This window comes from Flavobacteriaceae bacterium HL-DH10 (genome assembly GCA_031826515.1).
Lineage (GTDB): Bacteria > Bacteroidota > Bacteroidia > Flavobacteriales > Flavobacteriaceae > Thalassobellus > Thalassobellus suaedae.
Map to the genome: position 1 here is coordinate 1,170,171 of CP134536.1, position 25,735 is coordinate 1,195,905.

Genomic DNA, 25,735 nt, shown 5'->3' on the forward strand with positions numbered 1-25,735 from the left:
TTATGAGTAAAAAAGAATCAACATTTCTAAGTATGGTGGTATCTCTTTTATTGATAACACTCATTTCGGGGTTCGCCTTAGGCTTTGTAAACGATTTAACAATTGAACCAAAAGCAAAGGCCAAATTAGCAAAAAAAGTAAATGCTATAAAATTGGTATTACCAGAATTTGATAATAACCCTGTTGAAGACGTAAAAAAAATTAAAACAGCGCTTGCTAAAGATAGTATTGAAGTGTATCCTGCTTTTAAAAACGACCAATTCGTTGGTGCTGCTGTTATTAGTTATTCTGATAAAGGCTTTAGCGGTTTAGTAAAAATTATGGTCGGTTTTAAAGCTGATGGAGCTATAAAAAACATAGCGGTTTTAGAACAAAAAGAAACCCCTGGATTAGGAACAAAAATGAAAGACGAATCGTTTTTAAAACAATTTAGAGATAAAAACCCTGCCACATTTAAATTAAAAGTTAAAAAAGATGGCGGAGAAGTTGATGCATTAACAGGAGCAACCATTTCTTCTAGAGCCTTTAGTGAATCGACTAAAATGGCTTACGATATTTTCGTAAAAAATCTTGAGGCTATCAACAAAACTAAACATTAAGAATTATGGCTGAACTACTGAATCAAAAGCAAAATTTCTTAAAAGGAATTATTAAAGAAAACCCAATTTTTGTGATGCTGTTAGGTATGTGTCCTACATTAGGTGTTACCTCATCGGCATTTAATGGTTTAGGAATGGGTGTCGCTACCCTATTTGTGTTATTAATGTCTAACATTGTGGTTTCATTAGTGAAATCTCAAATACCTAGTAAGGTTCGTATTCCTGCGTTCATCATTATTATAGCTTCTTTTGTGACTATTGTTGAAATGGTTTTAGAAGCTTTTATTCCATTTTTATATGAGCAATTAGGAATTTTTATTCCCTTAATTGTGGTAAACTGCTTGATACTTGGTAGAGCTGAAGCTTTTGCATCAAAAAACAATGTTTTAGCATCTATTCTTGATGCTTTAGGTATGGGATTAGGTTTTGTTCTAGCTTTAACTGTTTTGGGTGCTGTACGCGAAATACTAGGTAGTGGTAGTTTATTTAGTTTAAAATTTGTTCCCGAAAATGCTAACACATTTATACTATTTATTTTACCTCCAGGAGCCTTTATTGCCTTGGCGTATTTAACTGTTATTTTCAACAAGCTAACCTCTAAAACAATTTAAGATATGGATTATGTAATTATACTTATAGCGGCCGTATTTGTAAACAATATTGTATTATCACAATTTTTAGGCATCTGTCCTTTTTTAGGAGTATCTAATAAAGTATCGACGTCTATTGGGATGTCTGGTGCGGTTTTATTTGTAATGACGATTGCCACAACCGTAACTTATTTATTGCACCAATATGTACTAGTGCCAGCAGGATTAAACTATTTAAGAACCATTACGTTTATATTAGTCATTGCTGCTTTAGTACAAATGGTAGAAATTATGCTGAAAAAAGTAAGTCCGTCCCTATATCAAGCATTGGGTGTATTTCTTCCTTTAATAACGACTAACTGTGCTGTTTTGGGTGTTGCTATATTAGCTTTAGGATTAGACAATGGCAGCTTATTAAAAGCCGTATTTTTTGCTATTTCAAACTCTCTTGGTTTTGCTTTGGCATTAATTGTTTTTGCAAGTATTAGAGAACAACTAGAACTCGCTAATATTCCAGAAGGTATGAAAGGGGTTCCTGTTAACTTATTAGTTGCAGGACTTTTATCTTTAGCGTTTTTAGGGTTTACTGCTTTGGTGTAACATTTTATAGGTGGAAGGCACGAAACTAGATGCTGAAATAAAATCAGCATAATAAAACACTTCAATTAAAAATGCCTTTTTCAAATTGTTGAAAAAGGCATTTTTAATTTGGGTTAGCCAACTTCTAAATTAATTCACTTGATATATTTCACCCGAAAAGAAAAGATCATCGGTTTGAGTAAATTTTGAATTGGATTTAACTTGCTTTGTTAAAGCATCTTCTCTTTCTTCTAAAGTAATATCATCAAAACGTCTTATAATACCGGTCACTAAAGGATATTTTAATCGCACTAACATTTGATGCATCGTCGGATCTTGTTCTTTTGCATTATGAACTAAAATATCTTCTTGTTCAACGCCATTTTCTCCAATGGTGACAACTTCTAATTTCAACCCGTTTAACACCAAACCTTTATCTCTATTTTTTCCAAAAACCATAGGTTTTCCATCTTCAACAAATAACTGTTTATCCTCACGAATATTTTTATCGGTAAATTGGGTATAGCAACCATCATTAAAAATTACACAATTTTGTAAAACTTCAATTAAAGATGTACCATTAAATTTTTCAGCATCAATAAACATTTGTGTCATTTCTTTGGGCGTATTCCCTCCTATTCTAGCAAAAAACCGAGCTTGAGCTCCTATAGCTAATTCACCTGGTTGAAAAGGTTGTTGCGTATTTCCGTAAGGTGATGATTTTGTTTTTTGACCAACCAAAGACGTTGGTGAAAATTGCCCTTTTGTTAATCCGTAAATTTCATTATTAAACAATACAATATTTAAATTTATATTTCTACGTAACACGTGAATAAAATGATTACCACCAATAGCCATAGAATCGCCATCGCCAGTAATAACCCAAACACTTAAATCTGGGTTTGCTAACTTAACGCCTGATGCTATAGCAGGTGCTCTACCATGAATACTGTGCATACCATACGTATCCATATAATACGGGAATCTTGAGGAGCATCCTATACCAGAAATAAAAACAACATCTTCCTTTTTTACACCCATTTCTGGAAGTGCTTTTTGCATGGCTCTTAAAATAACATAATCATCACAACCTGGGCACCAACGTACTTCTTGGTTGCTTGCAAAATCCTTAAACGTATATTTTTTAACTGCTGTTGTTTCCATAATTAGTCTACTATTTTTTTGAATTCTGTGATTAGTTCACTATTTCCAAAAGGCAAGCCTTGAATTTTGTTATATTGTAACAATCCACAGATATTAAAATTCATTTTTAAAATATTTACAAACTGACCATTGTTTAACTCGCAAACCACAATTTTCTTGAACTTACTTAAAACGCTTTCTGTGTTTTTGGGTAATGGGTTTATATAATTAAAATGAGCATACCCAATTTTATTATAGCCTTCATTATTTAATTGTTTTACTGCCGAATGTAAACTACCATAAGTACCTCCCCAACCAACAACTAATAAATCACCTTCTTCTGCAAATTCAGTAGTTAAATCGGGTATATAATTTTGTACACGTTTAATTTTTTCAGCCCTAATTTTTGTCATGAATTCATGATTTTCTGGAACATGAGACACATCACCTGTAACGCTGTCTTTTTCTAAACCACCAATTCTATGTTCTAAACCAAAAGTACCTGGAACTGCCCAATTACGAGCTAGCGTATCTTCATCTCTATCATACGGATGCCAATTTCCTGTCACTTTAGTAACTTTATTGTTTTTAATTTCAGGCATTTCAGCAACTCTTTTTATTTTCCAAGGTTCAGAACCATTAGCAATATATCCGTCTGTTAATAAGATAACAGGCGTCATGTGTTCTAAAGCCAATTTTGCAGCTTGATAGGCATAATTAAAACAATTAGAAGGCGTACTTGCCGCTAAAACTATAACAGGACTTTCACCATTTCTTCCATACATAGCTTGCATTAAATCGGATTGTTCTGTTTTCGTTGGCAACCCCGTTGAAGGACCTCCACGTTGTACATTTACCACCACTAAAGGCAACTCTACCATCATAGCTAAACCTAAAGCTTCGCCCTTTAAGGCTAAACCAGGTCCAGAGGTTGTTGTAATTGCTAAATCGCCAGCAAATGAGGCTCCAATAGCAGAAGTAACACCTGCAATTTCATCTTCAGCCTGAAATGCTTTTACTCCAAAATGTTTGTGTTTAACAAGTTCGTGTAAAATATCTGTTGCCGGAGTAATGGGATAGGAACCTAGAAATAATTCTAATCCCGACTTTTCTGCGGCTGCTAAAAAGCCCCAAGCTGTGGCTGTATTGCCTCCAATAATTCTGTATGTACCCGATTCCATTTTTGCAGGCGAAATAGTATATGCATTAGGAATTAACTCTAGTGTTTCGGCATAATAATAGCCTGCATTTAACACTCTTGTATTCGATTCGATTAAGTGAGGTTTAGAAGCGAACTTTTTATTAAAAAAATCGATAGTATGCTCTGGTGAGCGATCATACATCCAATACACAATACCTAAAGCAAACATATTTTTACTTCGGATAATGGTTTTATTATCTAAATTCTCAATATCCTTTAAAGCCTCTTTAGTTAATGAAGACATAGACACTTCTATAACTCTATAATTACCTAAACTTCCATCTCTAAGAGGGTTTGTCTCGTATTGCGCTTTTTCTAAATTCTTCTTTGTAAATGAATCTGAATCAATAATAATTGTATGTCCTGGTTTTACCGAATATAAATTTGTTTTTAAACCTGCTGGATTCATTGCCACCAATAAGTCTACATCATCTCCAGGAGTACTAATTTCAACACTACCAATATGGACTTGAAAACCAGAAACACCATACAAACTTCCTTGTGGCGCTCTTATTTCTGATGGATAGTTAGGAAATGTTGAAACATCATTACCAAACATAGCAGATGTATCTGAAAATTGTGTTCCTGTTAACTGCATACCATCGCCAGAATCACCAACAAATCTTATAACTACAGCGTCTAACGCTTCACTCTTAAGATTTATATTATTTGAAATTTTATTAGCTATCATGAGAAATTAATTATTTTTAAAAAGCGTCTTTACACTAAAACCATTTTATCAAATATAATTTTCATTTTTTAATATAAACGTGACAAAAGTCATATTTAGATCATAAAATGGAAAGTACTTTTACTGCATTAAATACAATTAATTATGGCAATTATTATAACCGACGAATGCATTAACTGCGACGCTTGCCTTACAGAATGTCCAAATAATGCAATCTATGAACCCGATCAAGAATGGGCATATTCAGACGAAACTGCTTTAAGTGGCACTATTACTCTTCCAAATGGAGAGGAAGTAGATGCAGATGAAATGAACGAACCGATATCGGATGAATTTTATTTTATTGTACCAGATAAGTGTACAGAATGCAAAGGTTTTCATGACGAACCTCAATGTGCTTCAGTATGTCCTGTTGACTGCTGTATACCAGATGAAAACCATGTAGAAGATGAAGCTACCTTATTAAATAAGAAGGCTTGGTTACATGCAGAGTAATATTTACAAAACATTATTTTAAGGATTTACGTTTCCTTTTTCGTGTTAATTTCAAACGTTCAACAACCTAAGAAATTATACGTTATAAAAATGAGGATTTCATACCATTTGAAATCCTCATTTTTTTTTTAAAAGTAGTTATCTACAAAACAAAGCACATAAAAATTCTTTTCAATTAATTATTTATCACATGACAATTATCATAGTCTAAATGTGATTCTAGTCTTAATTTTAACCAGTTGATTTAATAACTGAAGGTTAAATCATTATGTGAAATACTAATGTTGTTGTAATCGATTACATTTCACATGAAAATTTTACCAAAAGTTTTATAAATACTATTTTATTTAAAATAAGATAATTAATATTATGAAAAAAAAATTTCCAAAATTAATTTGCGATGCTAATGAGGCAGTTGCTAGAGTAGCTCATAAAACAAATGAGGTCTGTGCCATCTACCCTATTACACCCGCATCTCCTATGGGCGAACATGTAGATGTTTATAGCTCAAAAGGACAAAAAAATATTTGGGACAATGTTCCTAGAATTGTAGAAATGCAAAGTGAAGGTGGTGCTGCTGGAGCAGTTCATGGTGCGTTGCAAGCTGGGGCTCTAACTACAACTTTTACAGCTTCACAAGGACTCCTTCTTATGATTCCTAATATGTATAAAATGGCAGGTGAATTATTACCTTCTGTTATACATGTTGCAGCAAGAACCATTGCTACTCATGCGCTTTCAATCTTTGGTGACCATTCTGATGTTATGGCTGCAAGACAAACAGGTTTTGCGATGTTATTTGGAGGGTCTGTACAAGAAGCCCAAGATATGGCATTAATCTCGCAAGTAGCAACTCTAAAATCTAGAATTCCTTTCTTAAATATTTTTGACGGATTTAGAACATCTCATGAAATTTCAAAAATTGATTCTATTACTGATGATATTATTGAAGCAATGATGCCTGAAGACAAAATTCTAGAACACAAAAAACGCTCACTAGACCCAGATAGTCCGGTAATTAGAGGGACGTCTCAAAATCCAGATGTATTCTTCCAAGCTAGAGAAGCAGCCAATACATTTTACGATAAAGTGCCTGGAATTGTTGAAGAAACTATGAATGAATTCTACGAGCATACAGGTCGTAAGTATAGTTTATTCTATTATGAAGGTCATCCAGAAGCGGAACGTGTTATTATACTTATGGGTTCTGGTGAAGGAGCAGCAAGAGAAGCTGTTGAAGCTATGGTACATAACGGCGAAAAAGTAGGTGTGTTATTTGTACGCTTGTTTAGACCATTCTCAATCAAACATTTTGTTGATGAATTACCAGAAACTGTTAAAAAAATAGCAGTTCTAGATAGAACAAAAGAACCTGGAAGTGTTGGCGAACCACTATACCAAGATGTTATTACAGCATTAACTGAAAGCGACAGAGATATGCCTGTTGTTGTTGGTGGTCGTTACGGTTTATCTTCAAAAGAATTTACACCTCAAATGGTTAAAGGCGTTTATGATGAATTATTAGATGATAAACCTAAAAATCACTTTACAGTTGGTATTAATGATGATGTTACTTTCACAAGTCTACCAATTGACACCTCTTTTTCCATTGAACGTAACACCTTTAATTGTATGTTCTACGGTTTAGGGTCTGATGGTACTGTTGGAGCTAATAAAAACTCTATTAAAATTATTGGTGACACCACTGATAATTTTGTTCAAGGATACTTTGTTTACGATTCTAAAAAAGCAGGAGCTCAAACCATTTCACATTTACGTTTTGGACCAAAACCAATATACTCTTCGTACTTAATTGATAAAGCAGATTTTATTGCGAGTCATCAATATAAGTTTATTAAAAAGTTTAATATGGTTGCCGATTTAAAACAAGGAGGTACCTTCTTATTAAACTCACCATACTCTAAAGATGAAATATGGGATCATTTACCAAAAAGAATTCAAAAAGAATTAATCGAAAAAGAGATTAATTTCTATGTAATTGATGCCACAAAAGTAGCTGCAGAATCGAATCTTGGTAAACGAACAAATACGGTATTACAAACTTGTTTCTTTGCTATTTCTGGTATTTTACCAAAAGAAGAAGCTATTCAAAAAATTAAAGACGCTATTGTAAAATCGTATTCTCATAAAGGAGAAAGCATTGTTAAAATGAATTTTACCGCGGTTGATAATTCGCTTGCTAATCTTGAAAAAGTAGAATATCCAAAAGAAGTTTCTAGCGAAAGACACTTAGAAACCGCTATGCACAATGCTCCAGATGGATTTGTCACTGAGGTTTTAGAAAAAATACTAGGTGGTTTTGGAGATGAATTACCTGTAAGTGCATTCCCTGTTGACGGAACCTTCCCAACAGGAACCACTAAATATGAAAAAAGTGGTATTGCAGATACTGTTCCTGTATGGGATGATGCCGATTTATGTACACAATGTAATAAATGTGTTGCTATTTGTCCGCATGCTGCCATTAGGGCAAAAGTTGTAACCAATGAAACGCTATCTAATGCACCAGGTTCTTTAAAATCAGTTGCTGCAAAAGGAAGCCCTTTTAATAAAAATGAAGAATCTTATGTCCTTCAAGTGTCTCCTCAAGATTGTACAGGTTGCGACCTTTGTGTTGCTGTTTGTCCTGCGGTAAGTAAAGAAGATCCAGACTTTAAAGCAATCAATATGCATAAAAAACTGGAAGTTGAAACTGTAGAGGATGTAAATTGGGATTACTTTATTGATTTACCAGATTATAACAGAACCGAATTACGTATTACAAATGTAAAAGGCTCTCAGTTTTTAGAACCTTTATTTGAATTCTCTGGCGCTTGTTCTGGTTGTGGAGAAACACCTTATATTAAGTTACTAACCCAATTATATGGCGATAGTATTTTAATTGCAAATGCCACAGGATGTTCTTCAATATATGGCGGTAATTTACCAACAACACCTTACACAACCAATAAATTTGGTCGAGGACCAGCTTGGGCAAACTCACTATTTGAAGATAATGCTGAATTTGGTTTAGGTATGAAATTAGCTTTATCTAAGAAGCAAGAAATTGCAGTAAACTTATTAAAATCTGTTGAAAATGAAGTTGGAACAGAATTAGTTGATGCTATTCTTAATAATCCTGAAAGTAACGAAATTGAAAAAGCTGAGAATTTCAAAAATCTAGATGTTTTAAATGAAAAACTGGCGAGTATCGATAATAAAAATGCTAAAAAGCTTTCTCATCTTACTGAGTATCTACGTAAAAAATCTGTATGGATTTTAGGTGGCGACGGTTGGGCTTATGACATTGGTTTTGGTGGAGTAGATCACATCTTAGCCTCTGGAGAAAACATCAACATTCTAGTAATGGATACTGAAGTTTACTCTAATACTGGCGGACAAACATCTAAAGCAACACCTCTTGGTGCCAGTGCAAAATTCTCGGTGTCTGGAAAACGTACTAGTAAGAAAAGTTTAGCACTACAAGCTGTGTCTTATGAGAATGTTTATGTTGCTCAAATTGCTATCGGTGCTAAAGACCTTCAAACGCTTAAAGCTATTGAAGAAGCAGAAGCATATCCAGGAACATCCATTATAATTGCTTATTCACATTGTGGTGAACATGGTTATGATTTAGCTCAAGGTGTTTCTCAGCAAGAAAAAGCTGTCGATAGTGGTTATTGGCCTCTATTTAGATTTGACCCTTCTAAGCCACAAGGCAAGAAGTTTAGATTAGATTCTAAAGCGCCTTCAATTCCTCTTAAAGATTTTATGTATAACGAAACTCGTTTTACCAGAGTCGCTAAAGAAAATGCTGAATTGGGAGCTCAACTTCTAGAACAAGCTCAAGAAGAAGTGAATTCTAAATGGGAACGTTTAGAACTATATAGAGATATGTAAAAATCTCTTAATAAAATGAAATTCCCCATGCTACAAAAAGTAACATGGGGAATTCATAATACTTATAAATACTAACAATAAATATACTTATTATGGAAAATGATGCAAGTAAATATTTTATAAATGCTGCTCAAAAACTCAATCAAGCAAGTAAAGAGCTATTTAAACCAGAAGATGATATTGTTACATATCTAGTCTGTAAAAATTCTCAATATGCTATTGAAAATTATTTAAAAGGGTATCTTTTAAAAAATGAAGTTGACACTACTGAATATGAAACAATAGAAAATCTTTATGAACAGTGTAAAAAACTTAACAAAAAATTTGAAAAAGTCAGCTTAGTTGGTTTTGATTGTAAAGCTCATAATCTAGATTCTAGATATTGTAATGAGGTTACAAAAATTAACAATTGTTTTGATATAGCAGATAGCTTAGATACTTTTCTAAGAAAAGAAAAAATAATTTAATTTATATTTTATTTAGCTTTAGTGTAACTGATTAATACGTTAATCAACACTAAGCTATGTTTAAAATTTAAAAACTATTAAGCTTCTATATTAATAACTTGTTCTATTTGTGGCACGTACTTTTTAATAGTCATTTCCACACCAGATTTTAACGTCATTTGATTAACGCTACAACCAACACAAGCACCTTGCAACTGAACCTTAACCAAGGTATCGTTTTCTTCTATAGATAATAGAGAAATATCTCCTCCGTCACTTTGTAAAAAAGGACGGATTTCATCTAGTGCTTTCTCTACATTTAATCTAACTTCTTCTGCTGTCATTTATTATTTTTTAACTGCTGAACATCCAGCCATCGTTGTAATTTTTATAGCTTCGGTAGGTGGTAAATCTTCATTACGGTTTACAACTTCTTGTACTACATTTTGTGTTATTTTCTCAAAAGCTTGCTCTAACGGAGTTGCTGTTTGTAATGCTGCTGGACGACCAACATCTCCTGCCTCTCTTATACTTTGTACTAAAGGTATTTCTCCTAAAAATGGTACTTGTAAATCTTCAGCTAAATTTTTAGCACCTTCTCTTCCAAAGATATAATATTTATTATCAGGAAGTTCGTCTGGTGTAAAATATGCCATATTTTCTATAATTCCTAACACTGGAACACTAATGCTTTCTTGTTGAAACATAGCAACTCCTTTTTTAGCATCTGCCAATGCTACATTTTGCGGTGTACTCACTACCACAGCACCAGTAATAGGAAGTGATTGCATAATACTTAAATGAATATCTCCTGTTCCAGGAGGTAAATCTAAAAGCAAGAAATCTAGTTCTCCCCAATGTGCATCAAAAATCATCTGATTTAAAGCTTTTGCTGCCATAGGACCTCGCCAAACTACAGCTTGATCTGGTTGTGTAAAAAATCCAATAGATAAGATTTTAACACCATAATTTTCAACAGGCTTCATTTTAGATTTTCCAGCGACATTTACAGCTAAAGGTTTTTCTGCCTCAACATCAAACATAATAGGAATAGATGGTCCATAAATATCGGCATCTAAAACACCGACGTTAAATCCCATTTTGGCTAAAGTTACTGCTAAATTTGCAGTGACTGTAGATTTCCCTACACCTCCTTTACCCGATGCCACGGCCACTATATTTTTTATACCAGGAATAGGGTTTCCTTTTATAACATTTGCTTTGGGGGTAGCAGGTGCATCTACCTTTACATTCACTGTTATTTTAGCCTTTTCATAAACTAAATTATGAATGGTTTTTAAAATATCTACTTCTGTTCGTTTCTTAGCTTGTAAGCTAGGGTTTTTTATAGTAATATCTACAATAACTTCATCTCCAAAAGTAACTACATTTGTCACGGAGCCACTTTCAACCATATTTTGTCCTTCACCCGGAACCGTAATAGATTCAAGAGCTTTAAGTATGTCTTGTTTACTTAATTTCATCTGTATTCTTGTTTGTTCAAAATTAATATCATCCTACTAAATCTATCTTGCATCAAATAATTTAGATTTGTTCTAAAGTACAAATATACGCTGAAAAGTTAATATTTTAAAACAGATTTATTGAAATGATTGCCAAAGGTATTTGCTTTCAATATTAAATTAACTGATTTAAATCATGTGTCAAATTAAAGTTTAAAAGTATTATGTATTAATAATGAATTACAACATTCTTCTGTCATTAATTAGATGATTTTGGTATGATTTATGATAGATATTTTTTTAAATAACACAAAGCTGGCTTATGAAAAACTTTATCCTTTATTGTGTTTTTATATTTTTTATTGGAATTTCAAGTTACGGACAAGGTAAAATTGGTCGCACCGAAGAAAGTTTAAAGAAAAACGAGAAAACAACTAAAAATTCTAAAAGTAGTATCAGCAACAACAACTCTAATAATAATTTATTAACCGAACTTGTTGGCGGCTTCTTTGTACAAATATTTGCTTACACTGTCTATGGCATTGCTATTGAATCGCCTTTTGAAGTAGAACATCAAGCAAGTAACGCACACCTAAGTAAACACCCTTATTTCAATTCAAAAAAAGGTAATTATACGTACGAATGGAACCAAGACACTCCTCTTTTTAGAACCTCATTATCTGCTAAATATATTATGGAAAATAGCAGATTAAAAGGGTCTCATTTAAATATGGATCTGCGGTTTTTAAAAAGGTTCGGATTAGAATTAAATTATCTTCAATTATGGGAAAACAATCCTAACTTTGGAAATGATAATTTAGCAATTTATACCGCACTTGCAAAATACCACCGGGTACGTACCGAAAAATTTAATGCTTGGTGGGGATTAGGGCCTTCTTATGTTGATGGCGCCGTCAATGAATTAGGTTTTACCTATGGATTAGGTGCTGAATTATTTTTTACCAAACCACTAAGCCTTGAAACTAACTTTAATCAGACCTTTATAAACAGTGAAACTATTAATAAATTTAATGGATTAATAAATTATCATATTAAAAAACACAAACTAATTATGGGTTACGAGCATCTTAAAATTGGAAGTCAGACTTTTTCGACTGCTACAGTAGGCATTGGTGTTTTCTTTTAAATTAAAGCTTATAACTCTTTAGAAGGGTCCCAAAAAATGGCATCAAAATCTTGAATTTGATTTTCAACAACTTTAACCCCTTCACTTTCTAGAAGTTGTTGCATTAAATTAGTGCCATCAAAATGATGTTTACCTGTTAACAAACCCTTTCTATTTACTACACGGTGTGCTGGCACATCTTTATTATGAGAGCCGTTCATAGCATAACCTACCATTCTAGCACTTCTAGCTGCTCCAAGATATTTAGCAATAGCACCATAACTTGTAACACGTCCGTAAGGTATTTGCTTTGCAACTTCAAAAACCTTATCAAAAAAGTTTAATGTCTCTTGCTGCATAAACTACATTTCTTTAATAATATTAATTAAAGTTACAATAGAAATTATACCAGTTATACCTCCAATAAGGTAGTTCATACTTTTTTGAGAAGCTATGGGTTTATCTTTTATTTTATGGAAAAAGAACATATAAACATAAAGCATAACAAAGGTTCCCATAGCAGCCCCCGAAATATATGCAATGATACTAATCTGGCTAAAGTTTAACCAGCCAAAGGATGCCAAAGTAATGGTCATATACGCTTGATAAGGAATAGGAAACATATTAATTGCTGATAAAAAAACACCTTGAAAAAACCGACTTTGCTTACTTTTCATTTGAGGCTCCACAAGTTCCTTTGATTCCTTTTTAGCTACAAGAAGAAAATAGATGGTAATTAAAACGAAAATAACAAAAGCAACACGTTGAAGAACATCTACAATCTCTATATGATTACTTAAATATCGTGCAAAAATGGCAGCTACATAAGTTTGTATTAATACAACAACACAAACCCCTATTGAAAACACAATACCTCTCGTAGGACCTTCCTTTAAGCTAATTTTAGCTGCTGTCATGTTTAACAAACCTGGAGGAATAACACCTACTAACGCTATAAATAGCCCTAAAAAAAAGATAAAAGTTATATTCAAACCTATTTAATTTTAAATCGAATATACGTAATTGGTTTGTTTTGTTCTAAATATTGCGATTCGTAAAACGTCTGAATACTTGTAACTTCCTCTGGACTTCCTTCCTGTTTATACACATTATGATTGGCATATAACACCTCATGCCCTGCACCATGTAACAGGCCTAAAGTATAACCATGCATAAACTCGCTATCGGTTTTTAAGTTTACAACACCGTCTGGTTTTAAAATAGTTTTATAGCGTTTTAAAAACACATCATTAGTCATTCTATGTTTAGTTCGCTTATATTTTATTTGCGGATCGGGAAAAGTAATCCAAATTTCATCTACTTCATTTTTACCAAAAGCATGATCTATAAGTTCTATTTGAGTACGTAAGAAAGCAACATTGGATATGTTTTCTTCAATGGCTGTTTTAGCCCCTCGCCAAAAACGTGCGCCCTTTATATCAATACCTATAAAGTTTTTATTAGGATATTTTTTTGCTAATGCTACAGAATACTCTCCTTTACCACAACCTAATTCTAAAACTAAAGGATTATCATTTTTAAAAACTGCTGTTCTCCAATTTCCTTTTAAACTGAAACTTGAATCTACTAATTCTTCTCTTGATGGTTGAATAACATTAGAAAAAGTTTCATTTTCTCTAAATCTCCTTAGCTTATTTTTACTTCCCACAGGTTACTAATTATTTTATTTTTATTGAAATAATAATTATTTGGTAAAATTAAGGAAATATACGAGAGTGTTTATATCCTTATCTTTGAAATTACTAAAAATTGCGTGTGAGTCTGAGTCCCGATAACTATCGGGATTGGAACACCTCGCAGAAAGCGACTTGTAAAATAGTTATATTCATGAGTTCAATAATTTAAAATATTTACCAACAAGTAAAGCCCGACCACGTCCAAGCGTAGTCACACCACTTTATATAAATGAAAAAAAAATTTTAGTAGCGCCGTTAAATTGGGGATTAGGACATGCCACAAGATGCATTCCTATTATTAAGGCTTTAATTAATAATAATTACACACCAATTATTGCTAGTGATGGTGTTGCGCTTTCGCTTTTAAAAAAGGAATTCCCTAATCTATCATCTGTCGAATTACCATCTTACAATATAACCTATGCTAAAAATGGCAAGTATTTTAAATTAAAAATGCTGAAAGATTCGCCCAAACTTATTAAAGCTATAAAAGCTGAAAAAAAGCCATAAAGCACATTATTGAAAACAGTAGTATTGATGGCATCATTTCAGATAATAGATTGGGTGTTTATAGCAAAAAAATACCTTCCGTTTTTATAACACATCAATTGAATGTTTTAAGCGGAATTACGACCTGGTTTAGCACTAAAATTCACGAGCAATTTATTAAAAAATTCAACATTTGTTGGGTACCAGACACTAAAGGCGCACTTAATTTAAGTGGTAAATTAGGGCATATAACCACCTTTAAAATACCGTTAGAATATATTGGTCCTTTAAGCAGATTTGAAAAAAAACAGGCAACAATTATTAATGATGTTTTAATTTTACTTTCCGGACCAGAACCACAACGGACCTTACTTGAAGAAAAATTACTGTTAGAATTTAAAAACTATAAAGGCAAAGTTGTTTTTATACAAGGTATTATGGAAACCGAACAAAGCATACAGGTTCTAGGAAATATGACTATTTATAATTTCATGACTTCAGAGTTATTAGAAAAAACTATAAATGAAAGTGCTTTAGTTCTTTCTAGATCTGGTTATACAACGGTTATGGATTTAGCCAAACTTAACAAGAAAGCTTTTTTTATTCCTACTCCTGGACAGTTTGAACAAGAATATTTAGCAAAACGCTTTACTGAATTAAGCTTAGTACCAAGTTGTAAGCAAGAAGACTTCACTTTAAACAAACTAAATGAAATTAATGCCTATGAAGGTTTAAAAGCATTTGATTATAAAACAGATTATAAAAAATTATTTCGCCTTTTCGAGAGTGAATGAAAACTCGCTACCTACACCAAACTCACTTTCTACATAAATTTTTTCATCGTGCGCTTCGATAATATGTTTTACGATAGACAAGCCTAAACCTGAACCGCCTTCTTTACGAGAGCCACTTTTATCAACACGATAAAAACGCTCAAATAAACGTGATAAATGGACTTTCTCAATACCTTCTCCATTATCGGTTACTCGAACAATAACTTTGTTTTTTATAAGGTTCTCTATACTTACCTCAGTTGTGCCTTTATCTCTTCCGTATTTTAATGAATTCACTATTAAATTCATTAAAACTTGTTGTATACGTTCCTTATCTGCTTTCACCAAAATAGGTTTAGTATAATTCATATCAAAAGTTAATGTAATGCTTCTTCTACTTGCTTTCATTTCTAGCATATCAAAAACATTTTTTACTAACTCGACAATATCAAAAGTTTCAATATTTAAACTTAAATCACCAACTTCTAACTTGGTTATCATGTCTAAATCTTTGATAATGTAACCTAGTCTATCAATCCCTTTACTAGCCCTTTCTAAATATTTTTCTCTTAGGTTTTTATTATCCATGGCGCCATCCAACAATGTTAAAATATAACCTTGAACAGTAAATAAAGGGGTTTTTAATTCGTGTGACACATTACCAAGAAACTCTTTTCTGTATTTTTCTCTAACTTTAAGTGTTTCTATTTCAATTTTTTTGTCGCGCGCAAACTTATCAATTTCTTGAGTAAGTGTTCGCATATCTGTAGTTATGGCTCCTTTTGTTAAACTAGCAGACTCTAAAAGAGTTAAATCGTCGTATATTTTTTTTACACGTCTGTATATAAAACGCTCTACCCTATATTGAATTAAAAGAAAAGAAAATATATAAGTGGTAACAAAAAAAACAAAGGGCATCCACCATATAAGTTCAAAATAGTAATATAAAAAAACGCTCATTAAGAGCGTTATATATATGGTAATATAAAACGAAGTTTTTGTTGCAAACCGATATGATTTTTTAAATTTTGCCTGCATTAATCAACAAACTTATAGCCTACTCCTTTTACTGTTTTAAAACTATCATCACCTAATTTCTCACGAAGTTTACGAATGTGAACGTCTATAGTTCTTCCTCCTACTACCACTTCGTTTCCCCAAACGGTATCAAGAATTTCATCGCGTTTAAATACCTTTCCAGGTTTAGATGCTAACAAAGATAATAATTCAAATTCTTTTCTAGGAAGTATAATTTCTACACCTTTAGAAGTGATTTTATATTCGTCTCTGTTTATTTCTAGAGTTCCTATTTTCACAGTATCTACAACATCTTCTTCTTTAAATCGACGTAAAAGTGCTTTTACTTTACTTACTAAAACCTTAGGTTTTATTGGTTTTGTTATATAATCGTCTGCACCAGCATCAAATCCTGCTACTTGAGAGTAGTCTTCACCTCTGGCTGTTAAAAAAGTTACAATGGTATTTTTTAAATCTGGATTTTTTCTAATCAACTCACAGGCTTCAATACCGTCCATTTCTGGCATCATCACGTCTAATATGATTAAATGTGGCTGATTTTTTTTTGCTTTTTTAACACCTTCTAAACCATTTTCGGCAGTAATTACTTGATAACCTTCAGCTGATAAATTATAACCAACTATTTCCAAAATATCTGGCTCATCATCAACTAACAATATTTTTATATCTTTTTTCTTCATCTGTGAATTTTATTACTTTTTATTAAATCATATGAAACATTCTTATTTAATCACGAATATGTCATGTTGAAAAGTATAAAGTAATCTTATTTTTAAGTAAAGATAAAACTAATAACAAGATTTAATTAATATCCTAAGATAAATAACATTAAGGTAACAAACAATATACATAAACTTAATGTTTCGACATATAACTTAAATATTTAACAGTTTTTTGGCATCACTTTTGCTGTATTTTATTACCTTTATTAATCTTAATAGAAACTATGAAAAAAAACTACTTTTTCACTTTAATATTTGCTTTAACACTTTTGATTTCCTTTCAAGGATTTTCTCAAAGTAGTGTTAACACTACTTTTGTACAGCAAAATATTAAAGAATTATCTATTTACCCTAACCCTGTTACTAACGGTAAAACATTTATATACATTACATCTAAACGTAATTTAACCAAAAAGGTTGAATTTTTTAACGTACTTGGAAAACAAATTTTCTCAATAGTACTAACAGGCAAAGAATTAAATATTTCTAACCTAAGTAAAGGTGTTTACATATTAAAAGTTACCGAGAATAATGTTAGTGAAACACGAAAACTTATAATTAAATAATTTAATCAAACTTTATAATTTTAAAGCGTTACCAAATGGTAACGCTTTTTTATTTTATCTACTTTTGCTGTTATGATAGATCAAAATTCCATATTTAATATTAAGACACAAACCCAATTTAACAATTTGGCACTTGAAGTCTTTAACTATCAGTTTAAAAACAACAAAGTATACAGGTCATTCTGTGATTTATTATACAAACACCCCAGCGATGTTAAAACTATTGAGGACATCCCTTTTTTGCCCATTCAATTCTTTAAAACCAAAAACATCTTAAGTTCAAAAGCATCTATACAAACAACTTTTACTAGCTCGGGCACTACAGGAAGTTCTACAAGCAAACACCATATAACCGATTTAGACATATATAAACAAAGCTTTACCAAAGGCTTTAAACAGTTTTATGGCAACATAGACGATTATGTTATTCTTGCCTTATTACCTTCTTATTTAGAACGAAAAGGGTCGTCGTTAATTTATATGGTAGACGATTTAATTAAACAATCTAAACAACCTGAAAGTGGGTTCTATTTAAATAATATTTCTGAATTAAAGGATAAACTTATCAAGCTTGATCATGAAGGTAAAAAAGTGCTTTTAATTGGTGTTTCTTTTGCTTTATTAGATTTAGTTGAAACTTATACATTCAACTTAAAAAGCACCATTATTATGGAAACTGGTGGTATGAAAGGACGAAGAAAAGAATTAATAAGAAATGAATTACACAAACAACTAAAACAGGGGTTCGGCGTTGAAACTATACATAGTGAATATGGCATGACCGAACTTTTAAGTCAGGCATATTCTAATGGAAATGGTGTTTTTAAATGCCCGAATTGGATGCGTATATTAACTAGAGATACTGAAGATGCTTTAACTATCAATCCTTCTGAAAAAGCTGGTGGTATTAATGTTATTGATTTAGCTAATATTAATTCGTGTTCGTTTATTGCTACACAAGACTTAGGTCGTGTAAATAAAAATGGAGAATTTGAAGTTATTGGTCGTTTTGATAATTCAGATATTCGTGGATGTAATTTGATGGTCTTGTAAGTTACCGACATCCCTTAAGACTTATTATAAAAAAAATCATGAAAAGTCTTTTTTTATTACTTTTACTAAGTACCTCCTTATCCTTTTCTCAAACTACAGATTATAACACTAAAAAAGGATTTGCAGCCAACGGTTATGATGTTGTAGCATATTTTAGCAACCAAGCTTTAGAAGGAAACAATATTTACAAAACAACATATGATGCCGTTGAATATAAATTTGTTTCAAAAGAAAACTTAAATACTTTTAAAGAAAATCCTAAAAAATTCATTCCCCAATATGGAGGATATTGCGCTTATGCTATAGCTTCAAAAGCACATAAAGTTGCTATAAACCCAAAAACCTTTGAAATAAAAAATGGCAAACTCTATCTATTTTATAACGCCTGGGGAACAAATACTTTAGAGTTATGGCAAAAAGAAAATAACGACACTTTAATAGAAAAAGCCGACAAAAACTGGGAACTCATAAAATTTAAAAAATAAAATATTTCCTGTAAGTTTTAGAAAAACATTACGACCAAAAAAGAGCTAAGAAAAAGAAGAATTAATTTTTAGTTGGTTGGTTAGTTTAAAGCCTGATTTCTCTCGAAATCAGGCTTTATTTTTTATACTAAACGTAAAACAAAATAGTTTTTCTTGCCACGTTGTAACAATACAAATTTGTTATTTATTAAATCTTTAGCGGTAATACTATAATCTTCTTTTACCTTTTCTTTATTAACCGAAATAGAGTTTTCCTTTAATGCACGTCTTGCTTCTCCATTAGATTTTAAAAAACCTCCTTTTTCTGCCAAAGCTGCAATAATATCCAGTCCGTTTTCAATATCAGACTGCACAATTTCAGTTTGTGGCACACCATCAAAAACATCTAAAAATGTTTGTTCATTAAGCTGTTTTAAATCATCACTAGTCGATTTCCCGAAAAGTATTGCACTCGCTTTAATAGCATTATCTAAATCTTCTTTAGAATGCACCATAACCGTAATTTCTTCAGCTAAACGCTTCTGTAAAACACGTAAATGCGGCGCTTCTTTATGTGCTTCAATTAAAGATTTTATAGCTTCTTTTTCTAAAAAAGTAAATATTTTAATATACTTTTCGGCATCTTCATCACTTGAATTTAACCAATATTGATAAAATTTATAAGGTGATGTTCTATTAGCATCTAACCATACATTACCACCTTCAGATTTTCCAAATTTAGAACCATCAGATTTTGTAATTAAAGGACACGTAATAGCAAATCCTTTTCCTCCACCAACTCTTCTAATGAGTTCTGTTCCTGTTGTAATATTACCCCACTGGTCGCTTCCTCCCATTTGTATGGTGCAATTTTTTTCTTTATATAAATGAAGAAAGTCATAACCTTGAACAAGCTGATAGGTGAATTCTGTAAAACTCATGCCTTCTGAAGATTCTGATGAAATTCTATTTTTAACAGAATCTTTCGCCATCATATAGTTTACTGTAATGTGCTTACCTACATCACGAATAAATTCTAGAAATGAAAAATCTTTCATCCAATCGTAATTATTCACTAAAATTGCAGCATTTTGGGCATCACTTTCAAAATCTAAAAAATGTGCCAATTGTCCCTTTATTGCTTCTTGATTATGACGTAAGGTTTTTTCATCTAACAAATTACGCTCGTTAGATTTCCCTGATGGATCTCCAATCATTCCCGTAGCACCACCAACCAAAGCAACAGGTCTGTGTCCACAACGTTGATAATGTGCTAATAGCATAATAGGGACTAAATTTCCAATGTGTAAAGAATCTGCTGTAGGATCAAAACCTACATAAGCACTTCGCATGCTTTCCATTAAGTGTTCTTCTGCTCCAGGCATTACAGTATGTATCATGCCTCTCCAAGTTAATTCTTCAACAAAATTCTTTATCATTATTAAATCAATTTAGTAATCTTTGGCAAATATAAAAATACGGATAGAATTACTAATGCATTATCATTATTTATTACTTTAGTTGCATGATTTTAGTAACAGGAAGTACAGGTTTAGTTGGCGCACATTTACTTTATAAATTAGCTAGTAATAATGAAAACGTTAAAGCTATTTATAGAAGTTCTCATAAATTAGAAAACGTAAAAAATGTATTTTCTACTTATACCAAAGATTATGAGCTCCTTTTTAATTCTATTGAATGGATACAAGCGGATATTCTAGATATTCCTTTATTATCTGAAGCTTTTAAAAATGTGTCTTATGTTTATCATTGTGCTGCCTTTGTATCATTTGAGCCAGATAAATACCAACTTTTAAGACAAACTAATATTGAAGGCACTGCTAATATTGTAAATCTTTGTATTTCAAACGACATTACAAAACTTTGTTATGTAAGCTCTGTAGCAACAATAGGAAACACTTTAAACAAAGAGCCAATTACCGAAAAAACAGAATGGAATCCAGAAGTAGACAATAGTGTTTATGCAATTACAAAATATGGTGCCGAAATGGAAGTCTGGAGAGGTACGCAAGAGGGTCTTAATACTGTTATTGTAAATCCAGGTGTTATTTTAGGAGCAGGTATTTGGCGTTACGGAAGTGGCAGTCTGTTTAAAAAAGCACATAAAGGTTTAAAACATTATACATCGGGAACTATCGGACTTATTTCTATTGACGACGTTATTAGTATCATGATACAACTTTTAAAAAGTGATATTGTAAATGAACGCTTTATATTAGTTGCCGAAAACTGGACATACAAGCAGTTTTTACAAACCTTAGCAAAATCTGTTGACGCTAATATTCCTGAGAAACTAGCATCAAAAAGATTGTTAAAAGTAGCTTGGAAATTAGATTGGTTAAAAAGTAAAGTAACAGGTAAACGCAGACAGCTAACCAAGCAAATTGCGTATTCATTATCATCTAAAAAAAACTATAGTAGCAATAAAATAGAAACAACTCTTAACTATACGTATAAAGACGTTAACAAAAGTATTACTGAGATTGGGAGTCTGTACTTGAAACAGGCGAAATAAGTTGTCCTTCTTCTTTAATTTTCTTTTTCAAAAGAATTTCGGTTAAAGTATCCTTTTTCATTATTAACTTTAAAGAGTCTTTAATTTTTATATTTTTTATAGAATCTAAAGCTTTCACTTTCATTAAAGCTTCCAGAGAGTCCTTTACTATTTTCTCCTTTTCTTCCTTTAATTCTAAATCTTTATAAATCTTTTTAAGACGCTCTAAACTGTCTTTAATTTTTTCATAAATTTCTTGGTATTCTTTTATATGAAATGCATAATATTCGTTACTTAAAGCAAACTGTAAACTATCAATATGATGCTTGTCAAAAACATATGTATTATGATTAATACCTGAATCCTTTAATATTTTTCTATACTTATTATTAGCAGATGTAAGCAATTTGATATCAATTAAAACATCTACCATTTTATCCTTAGAAATTAAATTCTCTGGTTTCTCGGGTTTTTTAAATTCATAACAAGCTGTCGCTAATAAAAGAATTCCGAAACCTAATATGAATCGTTTTAAAATCATCTATTAAAGGTTAATCGTTTAGCAGATTTTATATCAGAAAATTTAGCATTTTGATATACTAAAGCACCGTTTAAAAATGTATGTGTTATTCTAGATTTAAACGTTGTGCCTTCAAAAGGCGACCACCCACATTTATAAAGAATATTATCTTTTTTAACAGTCCATGGATTATTTAAATCTACTAAAACCAAGTCGGCAAAATAACCTTCTTTTACATAACCTCTTTTCTCTACTTGAAATAATATAGCTGGGTTATGACACATTTTTTCTACTATTTTTTCTATAGAAATTTTACCTCTATGAAACATTTCAAGCATCGCAGGTAAAGCATGTTGTACTAATGGTCCGCCAGATGGTGCACTTGTATATACATTGTTTTTTTCTTCAAGAGTATGTGGCGCATGGTCTGTAGCAATAACATCTATTCTATCATCTAATAAAGCCTTCCATAATTGATCTCTATCTTTTTCGGTTTTCACCGCTGGATTCCATTTAATAAATGTTCCTTTTTCATCATAATCTTTATCGCTAAACCATAAATGATGCACACAAACTTCGGCAGTTATTTTTTTATCTTTTAGCGGCATTTTATTTGTGAACAAACTCGTTTCTTTTCCTGTTGAAAGATGAAAAACATGTAACCTTGCCCCTGTTTTTTTAGCTAATTCTATAGCTTTTGAAGATGACAAATAACAAGCCTCTTCACTTCTTATAATAGGATGACACTTTACAGGAATATCATCACCATACGTTTCTAAATGCTCTTGAAAATTCTTTTTAATAGTTGCTTCATCTTCACAATGCACCGAAATAACCATATTGGTACTTTTGAAGATTTTTTCTAAAATTTCTGGATCGTCAACCAACATGTTTCCAGTAGAAGATCCTAAAAATAATTTTAATCCAGCAACCGATTTCGGGTCTACTTTTAAAATCTCTTCTAAGTTATCATTGGTTCCACCAAACATAAACGAATAATTAGCAAACGATGTTTTAGAGGCTATTTCAAACTTTTCTTCTAATTTTTCAACTGTAGTCGTTTGCGGATTTGTATTTGGCATTTCTATAAACGATGTAATCCCTCCCGCTATGGCTGCTCTAGATTCTGATTCTATATTCGCTTTATGCGTTAACCCTGGTTCTCTAAAGTGTACCTGATCATCAATAGCTCCTGGTAATAAATATTTACCTTCAGCATCAATAACATGTACATCGGCAGATTTAGCACTTATAGAATCATTAATCTCTTTAATATATTCGCCTTCAATTAATATATCACCATTAAAAATGGAACCTTCGTTTACAATGTTTACATTTTTAATTAGAATCGTTTTTTTCTTCATAATTTCTACTTTGTAAAAAGACTTTTAAGTTTCATTGATACCACTCCAAAAATAGCTTCTGAAATTATACCTGAACTTAATTTAGACTCTCCTCGCGTTCTATCTGTAAATATAACTGGTACTTCTTTAATCTTAAACTTTTTTAAATAGGCTTTAAACTTCATTTCTATTTGAAACGCATAGCCAATAAACTTAATTGCATTTAAATCTATGGTTTCTAATACATTTCGTTTATAACAAACAAAACCTGCAGTGGTATCATGAATTTTCATACCTGTAATGATACGCACATATTTTGAAGCCAAATAAGACATTAAAACACGATTCATTGGCCAATTAACAACATTAACGCCGGTAACATATCGAGAACCTATAGATAAATCTGCACCCTCAATATGACAAGCATTATATAATTTCTGTAAATCATTTGGATCATGAGAAAAATCGGCATCCATTTCAAAAATATATTGATACTTTTTATTCAAACACCATTTAAACCCATGAATATAAGCCGTTCCTAATCCTGATTTCTCATTACGTACTTCTAAAAATAATCTATCCTCAAAAACTTTTTGAAGTTCTTTTACTTTTAAAGCAGTTAAATCTGGTGAATTATCATCAACAATTAAAACGTGAATAGCGTTCGATTTAGATAATACAGCTCTAATAATTGCTTCAATATTTTCTATTTCGTTATATGTTGGAATGATAACTACTGTATCTTGCATACTCTATTCTTAGTATAAACACATTATTTTCAGCAAATGTACATCATTTAAAAGATTTTTTTTTCTAAATATTCCTTAATAATGTAGCTATATTGTTAATAATTATAATAATTTTATGCTATGATTCGCGATGTATCTTCAAATGAATTATTTACCATTTTAATCCTTTTTGGTATTGCTATAATAGCAGTAGCAAAGTTAGTGGCGCCTAAGCGTTTTGAAGATTTTCTTTATGTTATAGGAAACTTTAAGTATCTTAAAATATATTCTAGAGAACAAAAATTCTTTGACAACTTTGATGCTTTATTGTTTATAAATTTAATTATTTCAGTATCTATTTTTAGTTTTATTATATATCAGCATATTACAGGAATTCAAAATGTTTCAATTAACCTTATTTTTAAGCTAACTATTGGTATTGGATCTTTTATTTTAATAAAAGTACTTATTGAACGCTTAATAGGTAGCATTTTTGAAATTGATAAAATTATAGATGCATATCTTTTTCAAAAGATTAGTTATAAAAACTATCTAGGCCTTGTATTACTGCCACTAAACGCTCTTTTACTATTTAGTTTTAAAAATTCGTTAAGTTTAGTTTATATAATTATTACCCTAATTTTGATTGTAAACATAATCGGACTTATTACGTCAATTAAAACACATCTAAATTTAATAAAGGGCAACTTTTTTTATTTTATTTTGTATCTTTGCGCTCTCGAAATTACACCTTACATCATTTTATACAAGGTGTTTATTGACAGATAAAGAACAAAACTACTTGCGTTTATGAAAGTGAAAACCATTTTAGTATCTCAACCTGAACCTAAAATTGAGAACTCGCCCTATTTCGATTTACAAGAAAAACAAAAGGTAAAAATAGATTTCAGACCCTTTATTCATGTTGAAGGTGTTTCTGCTAAAGATATCAGGCAGCAAAAAGTAGATTTAAACAATTACACTGCTATTATTTTAACGAGTAGAAATGCTGTGGATCATTTTTTTAGAATTGCTGAAGAAATGCGCTTTAAAGTTCCAGATAGCTTGAAATATTTCTGTCAATCTGAAGCAGTTGCTTATTATTTACAAAAATATGTGGTTTATAGAAAGCGTAAAATTTATGTTGGAAAACGTACATTTTCAGAACTTTCACCATTAATAAAGAAATACAAAGACGAAAAATTCTTATTACCAAACACAGATAAAGTAAAACCAGAAGTTCCTAGTACTCTTGATGCATTAGGAGTAGATTGGAAACAAGCTACTTTTTACAAAACAGTAGTAAGTGACTTATCTGATTTAGCAAATGTTTCCTATGATGTATTAGTGTTTTTTAGTCCATCTGGAATAGAGTCGTTATTTCAAAATTTTCCTGATTTCAAACAAAATGAAACCAGAATTGCTGTTTTTGGAAACACAACCATTAAAGCTGTTGAAGAAAAAGGATTGCGTGTAGATATTGCTGCACCAACTCCAGAAACACCTTCAATGACTATGGCTTTACAAAAATATATTGAAAAGGCTAATAAAGGAAAATAGTTCTATTTTATAATACTATTAAAAAAGCCCAATT

At 31.4% G+C, this 25,735-nt stretch carries 27 protein-coding genes; 14 read left to right on the forward strand and 13 right to left on the reverse strand.

Translation table 11 applies throughout. The features are described 5' to 3' along the window. Positions 1-2 precede the first annotated feature (2 nt). From RHP49_05175 to RHP49_05185, 3 genes are read left to right on the forward strand one after another with little or no spacing between them, the layout of a single operon-like run. Entirely contained in the window at positions 3-599 is a 597-nt protein-coding gene (locus RHP49_05175) for an RnfABCDGE type electron transport complex subunit G (GenBank protein ID WNH13646.1), read from the forward strand. 5 nt (positions 600-604) lie between these two features. Further along, entirely contained in the window at positions 605-1,210 is a 606-nt protein-coding gene (locus RHP49_05180) for an electron transport complex subunit E (protein ID WNH13647.1), read from the forward strand. 3 nt (positions 1,211-1,213) lie between these two features. Then, on the forward strand, positions 1,214-1,789 hold the full coding sequence (locus tag RHP49_05185; protein ID WNH13648.1) for an RnfABCDGE type electron transport complex subunit A: 576 nt from the start codon (positions 1,214-1,216) through the stop codon (positions 1,787-1,789). Between the two features lie 129 nt (positions 1,790-1,918). On the opposite strand, the gene RHP49_05190 is transcribed toward RHP49_05185, so the two are convergent. Then, positions 1,919-2,932 carry a 2-oxoacid:ferredoxin oxidoreductase subunit beta gene (locus tag RHP49_05190; protein WNH13649.1) on the reverse strand — a complete coding sequence of 338 codons (1,014 nt, stop codon included), beginning with the start codon at positions 2,930-2,932 and terminating at the stop codon, positions 1,919-1,921. Between the two features lie 2 nt (positions 2,933-2,934). Then, positions 2,935-4,803, reverse strand: a complete 1,869-nt coding sequence (locus RHP49_05195) for a 2-oxoacid:acceptor oxidoreductase subunit alpha (GenBank protein WNH13650.1) — start codon at positions 4,801-4,803, stop codon at positions 2,935-2,937. Between the two features lie 144 nt (positions 4,804-4,947). Between RHP49_05195 and RHP49_05200 the strand changes: the two genes are divergently transcribed. The 3 genes from RHP49_05200 (at position 4,948) to RHP49_05210 (ending at position 9,665) form a co-directional block, all read left to right on the forward strand. After that, on the forward strand, positions 4,948-5,298 hold the full coding sequence (locus RHP49_05200) for a 4Fe-4S dicluster domain-containing protein (GenBank protein WNH13651.1): 351 nt from the start codon (positions 4,948-4,950) through the stop codon (positions 5,296-5,298). A 369-nt stretch (positions 5,299-5,667) separates the two neighbouring features. Continuing rightward, positions 5,668-9,198 (forward strand): pyruvate:ferredoxin (flavodoxin) oxidoreductase, encoded by a 3,531-nt coding sequence (nifJ, locus tag RHP49_05205; protein WNH13652.1) that lies wholly within the window; start codon positions 5,668-5,670, stop codon positions 9,196-9,198. Positions 9,199-9,290: 92 nt separating this feature from the next. After that, on the forward strand, positions 9,291-9,665 hold the full coding sequence (locus RHP49_05210) for a HEPN domain-containing protein (protein WNH13653.1): 375 nt from the start codon (positions 9,291-9,293) through the stop codon (positions 9,663-9,665). A gap of 77 nt (positions 9,666-9,742) precedes the next feature. Here RHP49_05210 and RHP49_05215 read toward each other — a convergent pair whose 3' ends face one another. Continuing rightward, the gene (locus RHP49_05215) at positions 9,743-9,988 is read right to left on the reverse strand and encodes a NifU family protein (GenBank protein ID WNH13654.1); all 246 of its coding nucleotides are present in this window, start codon (positions 9,986-9,988) and stop codon (positions 9,743-9,745) included. Between the two features lie 3 nt (positions 9,989-9,991). Continuing rightward, complete coding sequence (locus RHP49_05220) at positions 9,992-11,128, reverse strand: Mrp/NBP35 family ATP-binding protein (GenBank protein ID WNH13655.1); 1,137 nt, start codon at positions 11,126-11,128, stop codon at positions 9,992-9,994. 301 nt (positions 11,129-11,429) lie between these two features. Between RHP49_05220 and RHP49_05225 the strand changes: the two genes are divergently transcribed. After that, positions 11,430-12,254 (forward strand): hypothetical protein, encoded by an 825-nt coding sequence (locus RHP49_05225; protein ID WNH13656.1) that lies wholly within the window; start codon positions 11,430-11,432, stop codon positions 12,252-12,254. Positions 12,255-12,262: 8 nt separating this feature from the next. Here the strand turns inward: RHP49_05225 and RHP49_05230 are convergent, their stop codons facing one another. From RHP49_05230 to trmB, 3 genes are read right to left on the reverse strand one after another with little or no spacing between them, the layout of a single operon-like run. Continuing rightward, on the reverse strand, positions 12,263-12,592 hold the full coding sequence (locus RHP49_05230; protein ID WNH13657.1) for an MGMT family protein: 330 nt from the start codon (positions 12,590-12,592) through the stop codon (positions 12,263-12,265). Positions 12,593-12,595: 3 nt separating this feature from the next. After that, complete coding sequence (locus tag RHP49_05235; GenBank protein ID WNH13658.1) at positions 12,596-13,225, reverse strand: lysine transporter LysE; 630 nt, start codon at positions 13,223-13,225, stop codon at positions 12,596-12,598. Positions 13,226-13,227: 2 nt separating this feature from the next. Then, positions 13,228-13,902, reverse strand: a complete 675-nt coding sequence (gene trmB / locus RHP49_05240; GenBank protein WNH13659.1) for a tRNA (guanosine(46)-N7)-methyltransferase TrmB — start codon at positions 13,900-13,902, stop codon at positions 13,228-13,230. 636 nt (positions 13,903-14,538) lie between these two features. On the opposite strand from trmB, the gene RHP49_05245 reads away from it, so the two are divergent. Beyond that, entirely contained in the window at positions 14,539-15,213 is a 675-nt protein-coding gene (locus tag RHP49_05245) for a glycosyltransferase (GenBank protein ID WNH13660.1), read from the forward strand. On the opposite strand, the gene RHP49_05250 is transcribed toward RHP49_05245, so the two are convergent. Together RHP49_05250 and RHP49_05255 are read right to left on the reverse strand one after the other, a co-directional pair. After that, positions 15,187-16,230 carry an ATP-binding protein gene (locus tag RHP49_05250; protein WNH13661.1) on the reverse strand — a complete coding sequence of 348 codons (1,044 nt, stop codon included), beginning with the start codon at positions 16,228-16,230 and terminating at the stop codon, positions 15,187-15,189. The genes RHP49_05245 and RHP49_05250 overlap by 27 nt on opposite strands. Further along, a complete protein-coding gene (locus RHP49_05255; protein WNH13662.1) occupies positions 16,230-16,910 on the reverse strand; it encodes a response regulator transcription factor in 681 nt (226 codons plus the stop codon). Before RHP49_05255 ends, RHP49_05250 begins: the two co-directional genes overlap by 1 nt. 266 nt (positions 16,911-17,176) lie before the next feature. Between RHP49_05255 and RHP49_05260 the strand changes: the two genes are divergently transcribed. From RHP49_05260 to RHP49_05270, 3 genes are all read left to right on the forward strand, one after another. Next, positions 17,177-17,518, forward strand: coding sequence for a T9SS type A sorting domain-containing protein (locus RHP49_05260; GenBank protein ID WNH13663.1), 342 nt, complete (start codon positions 17,177-17,179; stop codon positions 17,516-17,518). A gap of 72 nt (positions 17,519-17,590) precedes the next feature. After that, positions 17,591-18,571: an acyl transferase gene (locus tag RHP49_05265; GenBank protein ID WNH13664.1), complete on the forward strand. Its 981-nt coding sequence runs from the start codon at positions 17,591-17,593 to the stop codon at positions 18,569-18,571. 38 nt (positions 18,572-18,609) lie between these two features. Then, positions 18,610-19,056 (forward strand): YHS domain-containing (seleno)protein, encoded by a 447-nt coding sequence (locus tag RHP49_05270; protein ID WNH13665.1) that lies wholly within the window; start codon positions 18,610-18,612, stop codon positions 19,054-19,056. A gap of 122 nt (positions 19,057-19,178) precedes the next feature. Here RHP49_05270 and tyrS read toward each other — a convergent pair whose 3' ends face one another. Beyond that, a complete protein-coding gene (gene tyrS / locus RHP49_05275) occupies positions 19,179-20,474 on the reverse strand; it encodes a tyrosine--tRNA ligase (GenBank protein WNH13666.1) in 1,296 nt (431 codons plus the stop codon). Between the two features lie 86 nt (positions 20,475-20,560). Between tyrS and RHP49_05280 the strand changes: the two genes are divergently transcribed. Next, positions 20,561-21,571: an NAD-dependent epimerase/dehydratase family protein gene (locus RHP49_05280; GenBank protein ID WNH13667.1), complete on the forward strand. Its 1,011-nt coding sequence runs from the start codon at positions 20,561-20,563 to the stop codon at positions 21,569-21,571. On the opposite strand, the gene RHP49_05285 is transcribed toward RHP49_05280, so the two are convergent. Genes RHP49_05285 through RHP49_05295 form a run of 3 tightly spaced genes read right to left on the reverse strand, consistent with a single transcriptional unit; the run spans position 21,531 to position 24,162 of the window. Beyond that, positions 21,531-22,091 (reverse strand): DUF4296 domain-containing protein, encoded by a 561-nt coding sequence (locus RHP49_05285; protein ID WNH13668.1) that lies wholly within the window; start codon positions 22,089-22,091, stop codon positions 21,531-21,533. The two genes, RHP49_05280 and RHP49_05285, sit on opposite strands and share 41 nt — an antisense overlap. Further along, positions 22,088-23,434 (reverse strand): dihydroorotase, encoded by a 1,347-nt coding sequence (locus RHP49_05290; protein ID WNH13669.1) that lies wholly within the window; start codon positions 23,432-23,434, stop codon positions 22,088-22,090. The genes RHP49_05285 and RHP49_05290 overlap by 4 nt, the downstream gene beginning before the upstream one ends. Positions 23,435-23,439: 5 nt before the next feature. Beyond that, on the reverse strand, positions 23,440-24,162 hold the full coding sequence (locus tag RHP49_05295) for a polyprenol monophosphomannose synthase (protein ID WNH13670.1): 723 nt from the start codon (positions 24,160-24,162) through the stop codon (positions 23,440-23,442). A gap of 120 nt (positions 24,163-24,282) precedes the next feature. Here RHP49_05295 and RHP49_05300 point away from each other — a divergent pair, with 120 nt between their 5' ends. Together RHP49_05300 and RHP49_05305 are read left to right on the forward strand one after the other, a co-directional pair. Continuing rightward, complete coding sequence (locus tag RHP49_05300) at positions 24,283-24,930, forward strand: DUF4271 domain-containing protein (GenBank protein WNH13671.1); 648 nt, start codon at positions 24,283-24,285, stop codon at positions 24,928-24,930. Between the two features lie 21 nt (positions 24,931-24,951). After that, positions 24,952-25,701 (forward strand): uroporphyrinogen-III synthase, encoded by a 750-nt coding sequence (locus RHP49_05305; protein ID WNH13672.1) that lies wholly within the window; start codon positions 24,952-24,954, stop codon positions 25,699-25,701. Positions 25,702-25,735: the final 34 nt, after the last annotated feature.

Coding starts and splice junctions, on each gene's coding strand:
- RHP49_05175 (WNH13646.1), top strand. CDS start 3: ATGAGTAAAAAAGAATCAACATTTCTAAGTATGGTGGTATCTCTTTTA.
- RHP49_05180 (WNH13647.1), top strand. CDS start 605: ATGGCTGAACTACTGAATCAAAAGCAAAATTTCTTAAAAGGAATTATT.
- RHP49_05185 (WNH13648.1), top strand. CDS start 1,214: ATGGATTATGTAATTATACTTATAGCGGCCGTATTTGTAAACAATATT.
- RHP49_05190 (WNH13649.1), bottom strand. CDS start 2,932: ATGGAAACAACAGCAGTTAAAAAATATACGTTTAAGGATTTTGCAAGC.
- RHP49_05195 (WNH13650.1), bottom strand. CDS start 4,803: ATGATAGCTAATAAAATTTCAAATAATATAAATCTTAAGAGTGAAGCG.
- RHP49_05200 (WNH13651.1), top strand. CDS start 4,948: ATGGCAATTATTATAACCGACGAATGCATTAACTGCGACGCTTGCCTT.
- nifJ (WNH13652.1), top strand. CDS start 5,668: ATGAAAAAAAAATTTCCAAAATTAATTTGCGATGCTAATGAGGCAGTT.
- RHP49_05210 (WNH13653.1), top strand. CDS start 9,291: ATGGAAAATGATGCAAGTAAATATTTTATAAATGCTGCTCAAAAACTC.
- RHP49_05215 (WNH13654.1), bottom strand. CDS start 9,988: ATGACAGCAGAAGAAGTTAGATTAAATGTAGAGAAAGCACTAGATGAA.
- RHP49_05220 (WNH13655.1), bottom strand. CDS start 11,128: ATGAAATTAAGTAAACAAGACATACTTAAAGCTCTTGAATCTATTACG.
- RHP49_05225 (WNH13656.1), top strand. CDS start 11,430: ATGAAAAACTTTATCCTTTATTGTGTTTTTATATTTTTTATTGGAATT.
- RHP49_05230 (WNH13657.1), bottom strand. CDS start 12,592: ATGCAGCAAGAGACATTAAACTTTTTTGATAAGGTTTTTGAAGTTGCA.
- RHP49_05250 (WNH13661.1), bottom strand. CDS start 16,230: ATGCAGGCAAAATTTAAAAAATCATATCGGTTTGCAACAAAAACTTCG.
- RHP49_05255 (WNH13662.1), bottom strand. CDS start 16,910: ATGAAGAAAAAAGATATAAAAATATTGTTAGTTGATGATGAGCCAGAT.
- RHP49_05260 (WNH13663.1), top strand. CDS start 17,177: ATGAAAAAAAACTACTTTTTCACTTTAATATTTGCTTTAACACTTTTG.
- RHP49_05265 (WNH13664.1), top strand. CDS start 17,591: ATGATAGATCAAAATTCCATATTTAATATTAAGACACAAACCCAATTT.
- RHP49_05270 (WNH13665.1), top strand. CDS start 18,610: ATGAAAAGTCTTTTTTTATTACTTTTACTAAGTACCTCCTTATCCTTT.
- tyrS (WNH13666.1), bottom strand. CDS start 20,474: ATGATAAAGAATTTTGTTGAAGAATTAACTTGGAGAGGCATGATACAT.
- RHP49_05280 (WNH13667.1), top strand. CDS start 20,561: ATGATTTTAGTAACAGGAAGTACAGGTTTAGTTGGCGCACATTTACTT.
- RHP49_05285 (WNH13668.1), bottom strand. CDS start 22,091: ATGATTTTAAAACGATTCATATTAGGTTTCGGAATTCTTTTATTAGCG.
- RHP49_05290 (WNH13669.1), bottom strand. CDS start 23,434: ATGAAGAAAAAAACGATTCTAATTAAAAATGTAAACATTGTAAACGAA.
- RHP49_05295 (WNH13670.1), bottom strand. CDS start 24,162: ATGCAAGATACAGTAGTTATCATTCCAACATATAACGAAATAGAAAAT.
- RHP49_05300 (WNH13671.1), top strand. CDS start 24,283: ATGATTCGCGATGTATCTTCAAATGAATTATTTACCATTTTAATCCTT.
- RHP49_05305 (WNH13672.1), top strand. CDS start 24,952: ATGAAAGTGAAAACCATTTTAGTATCTCAACCTGAACCTAAAATTGAG.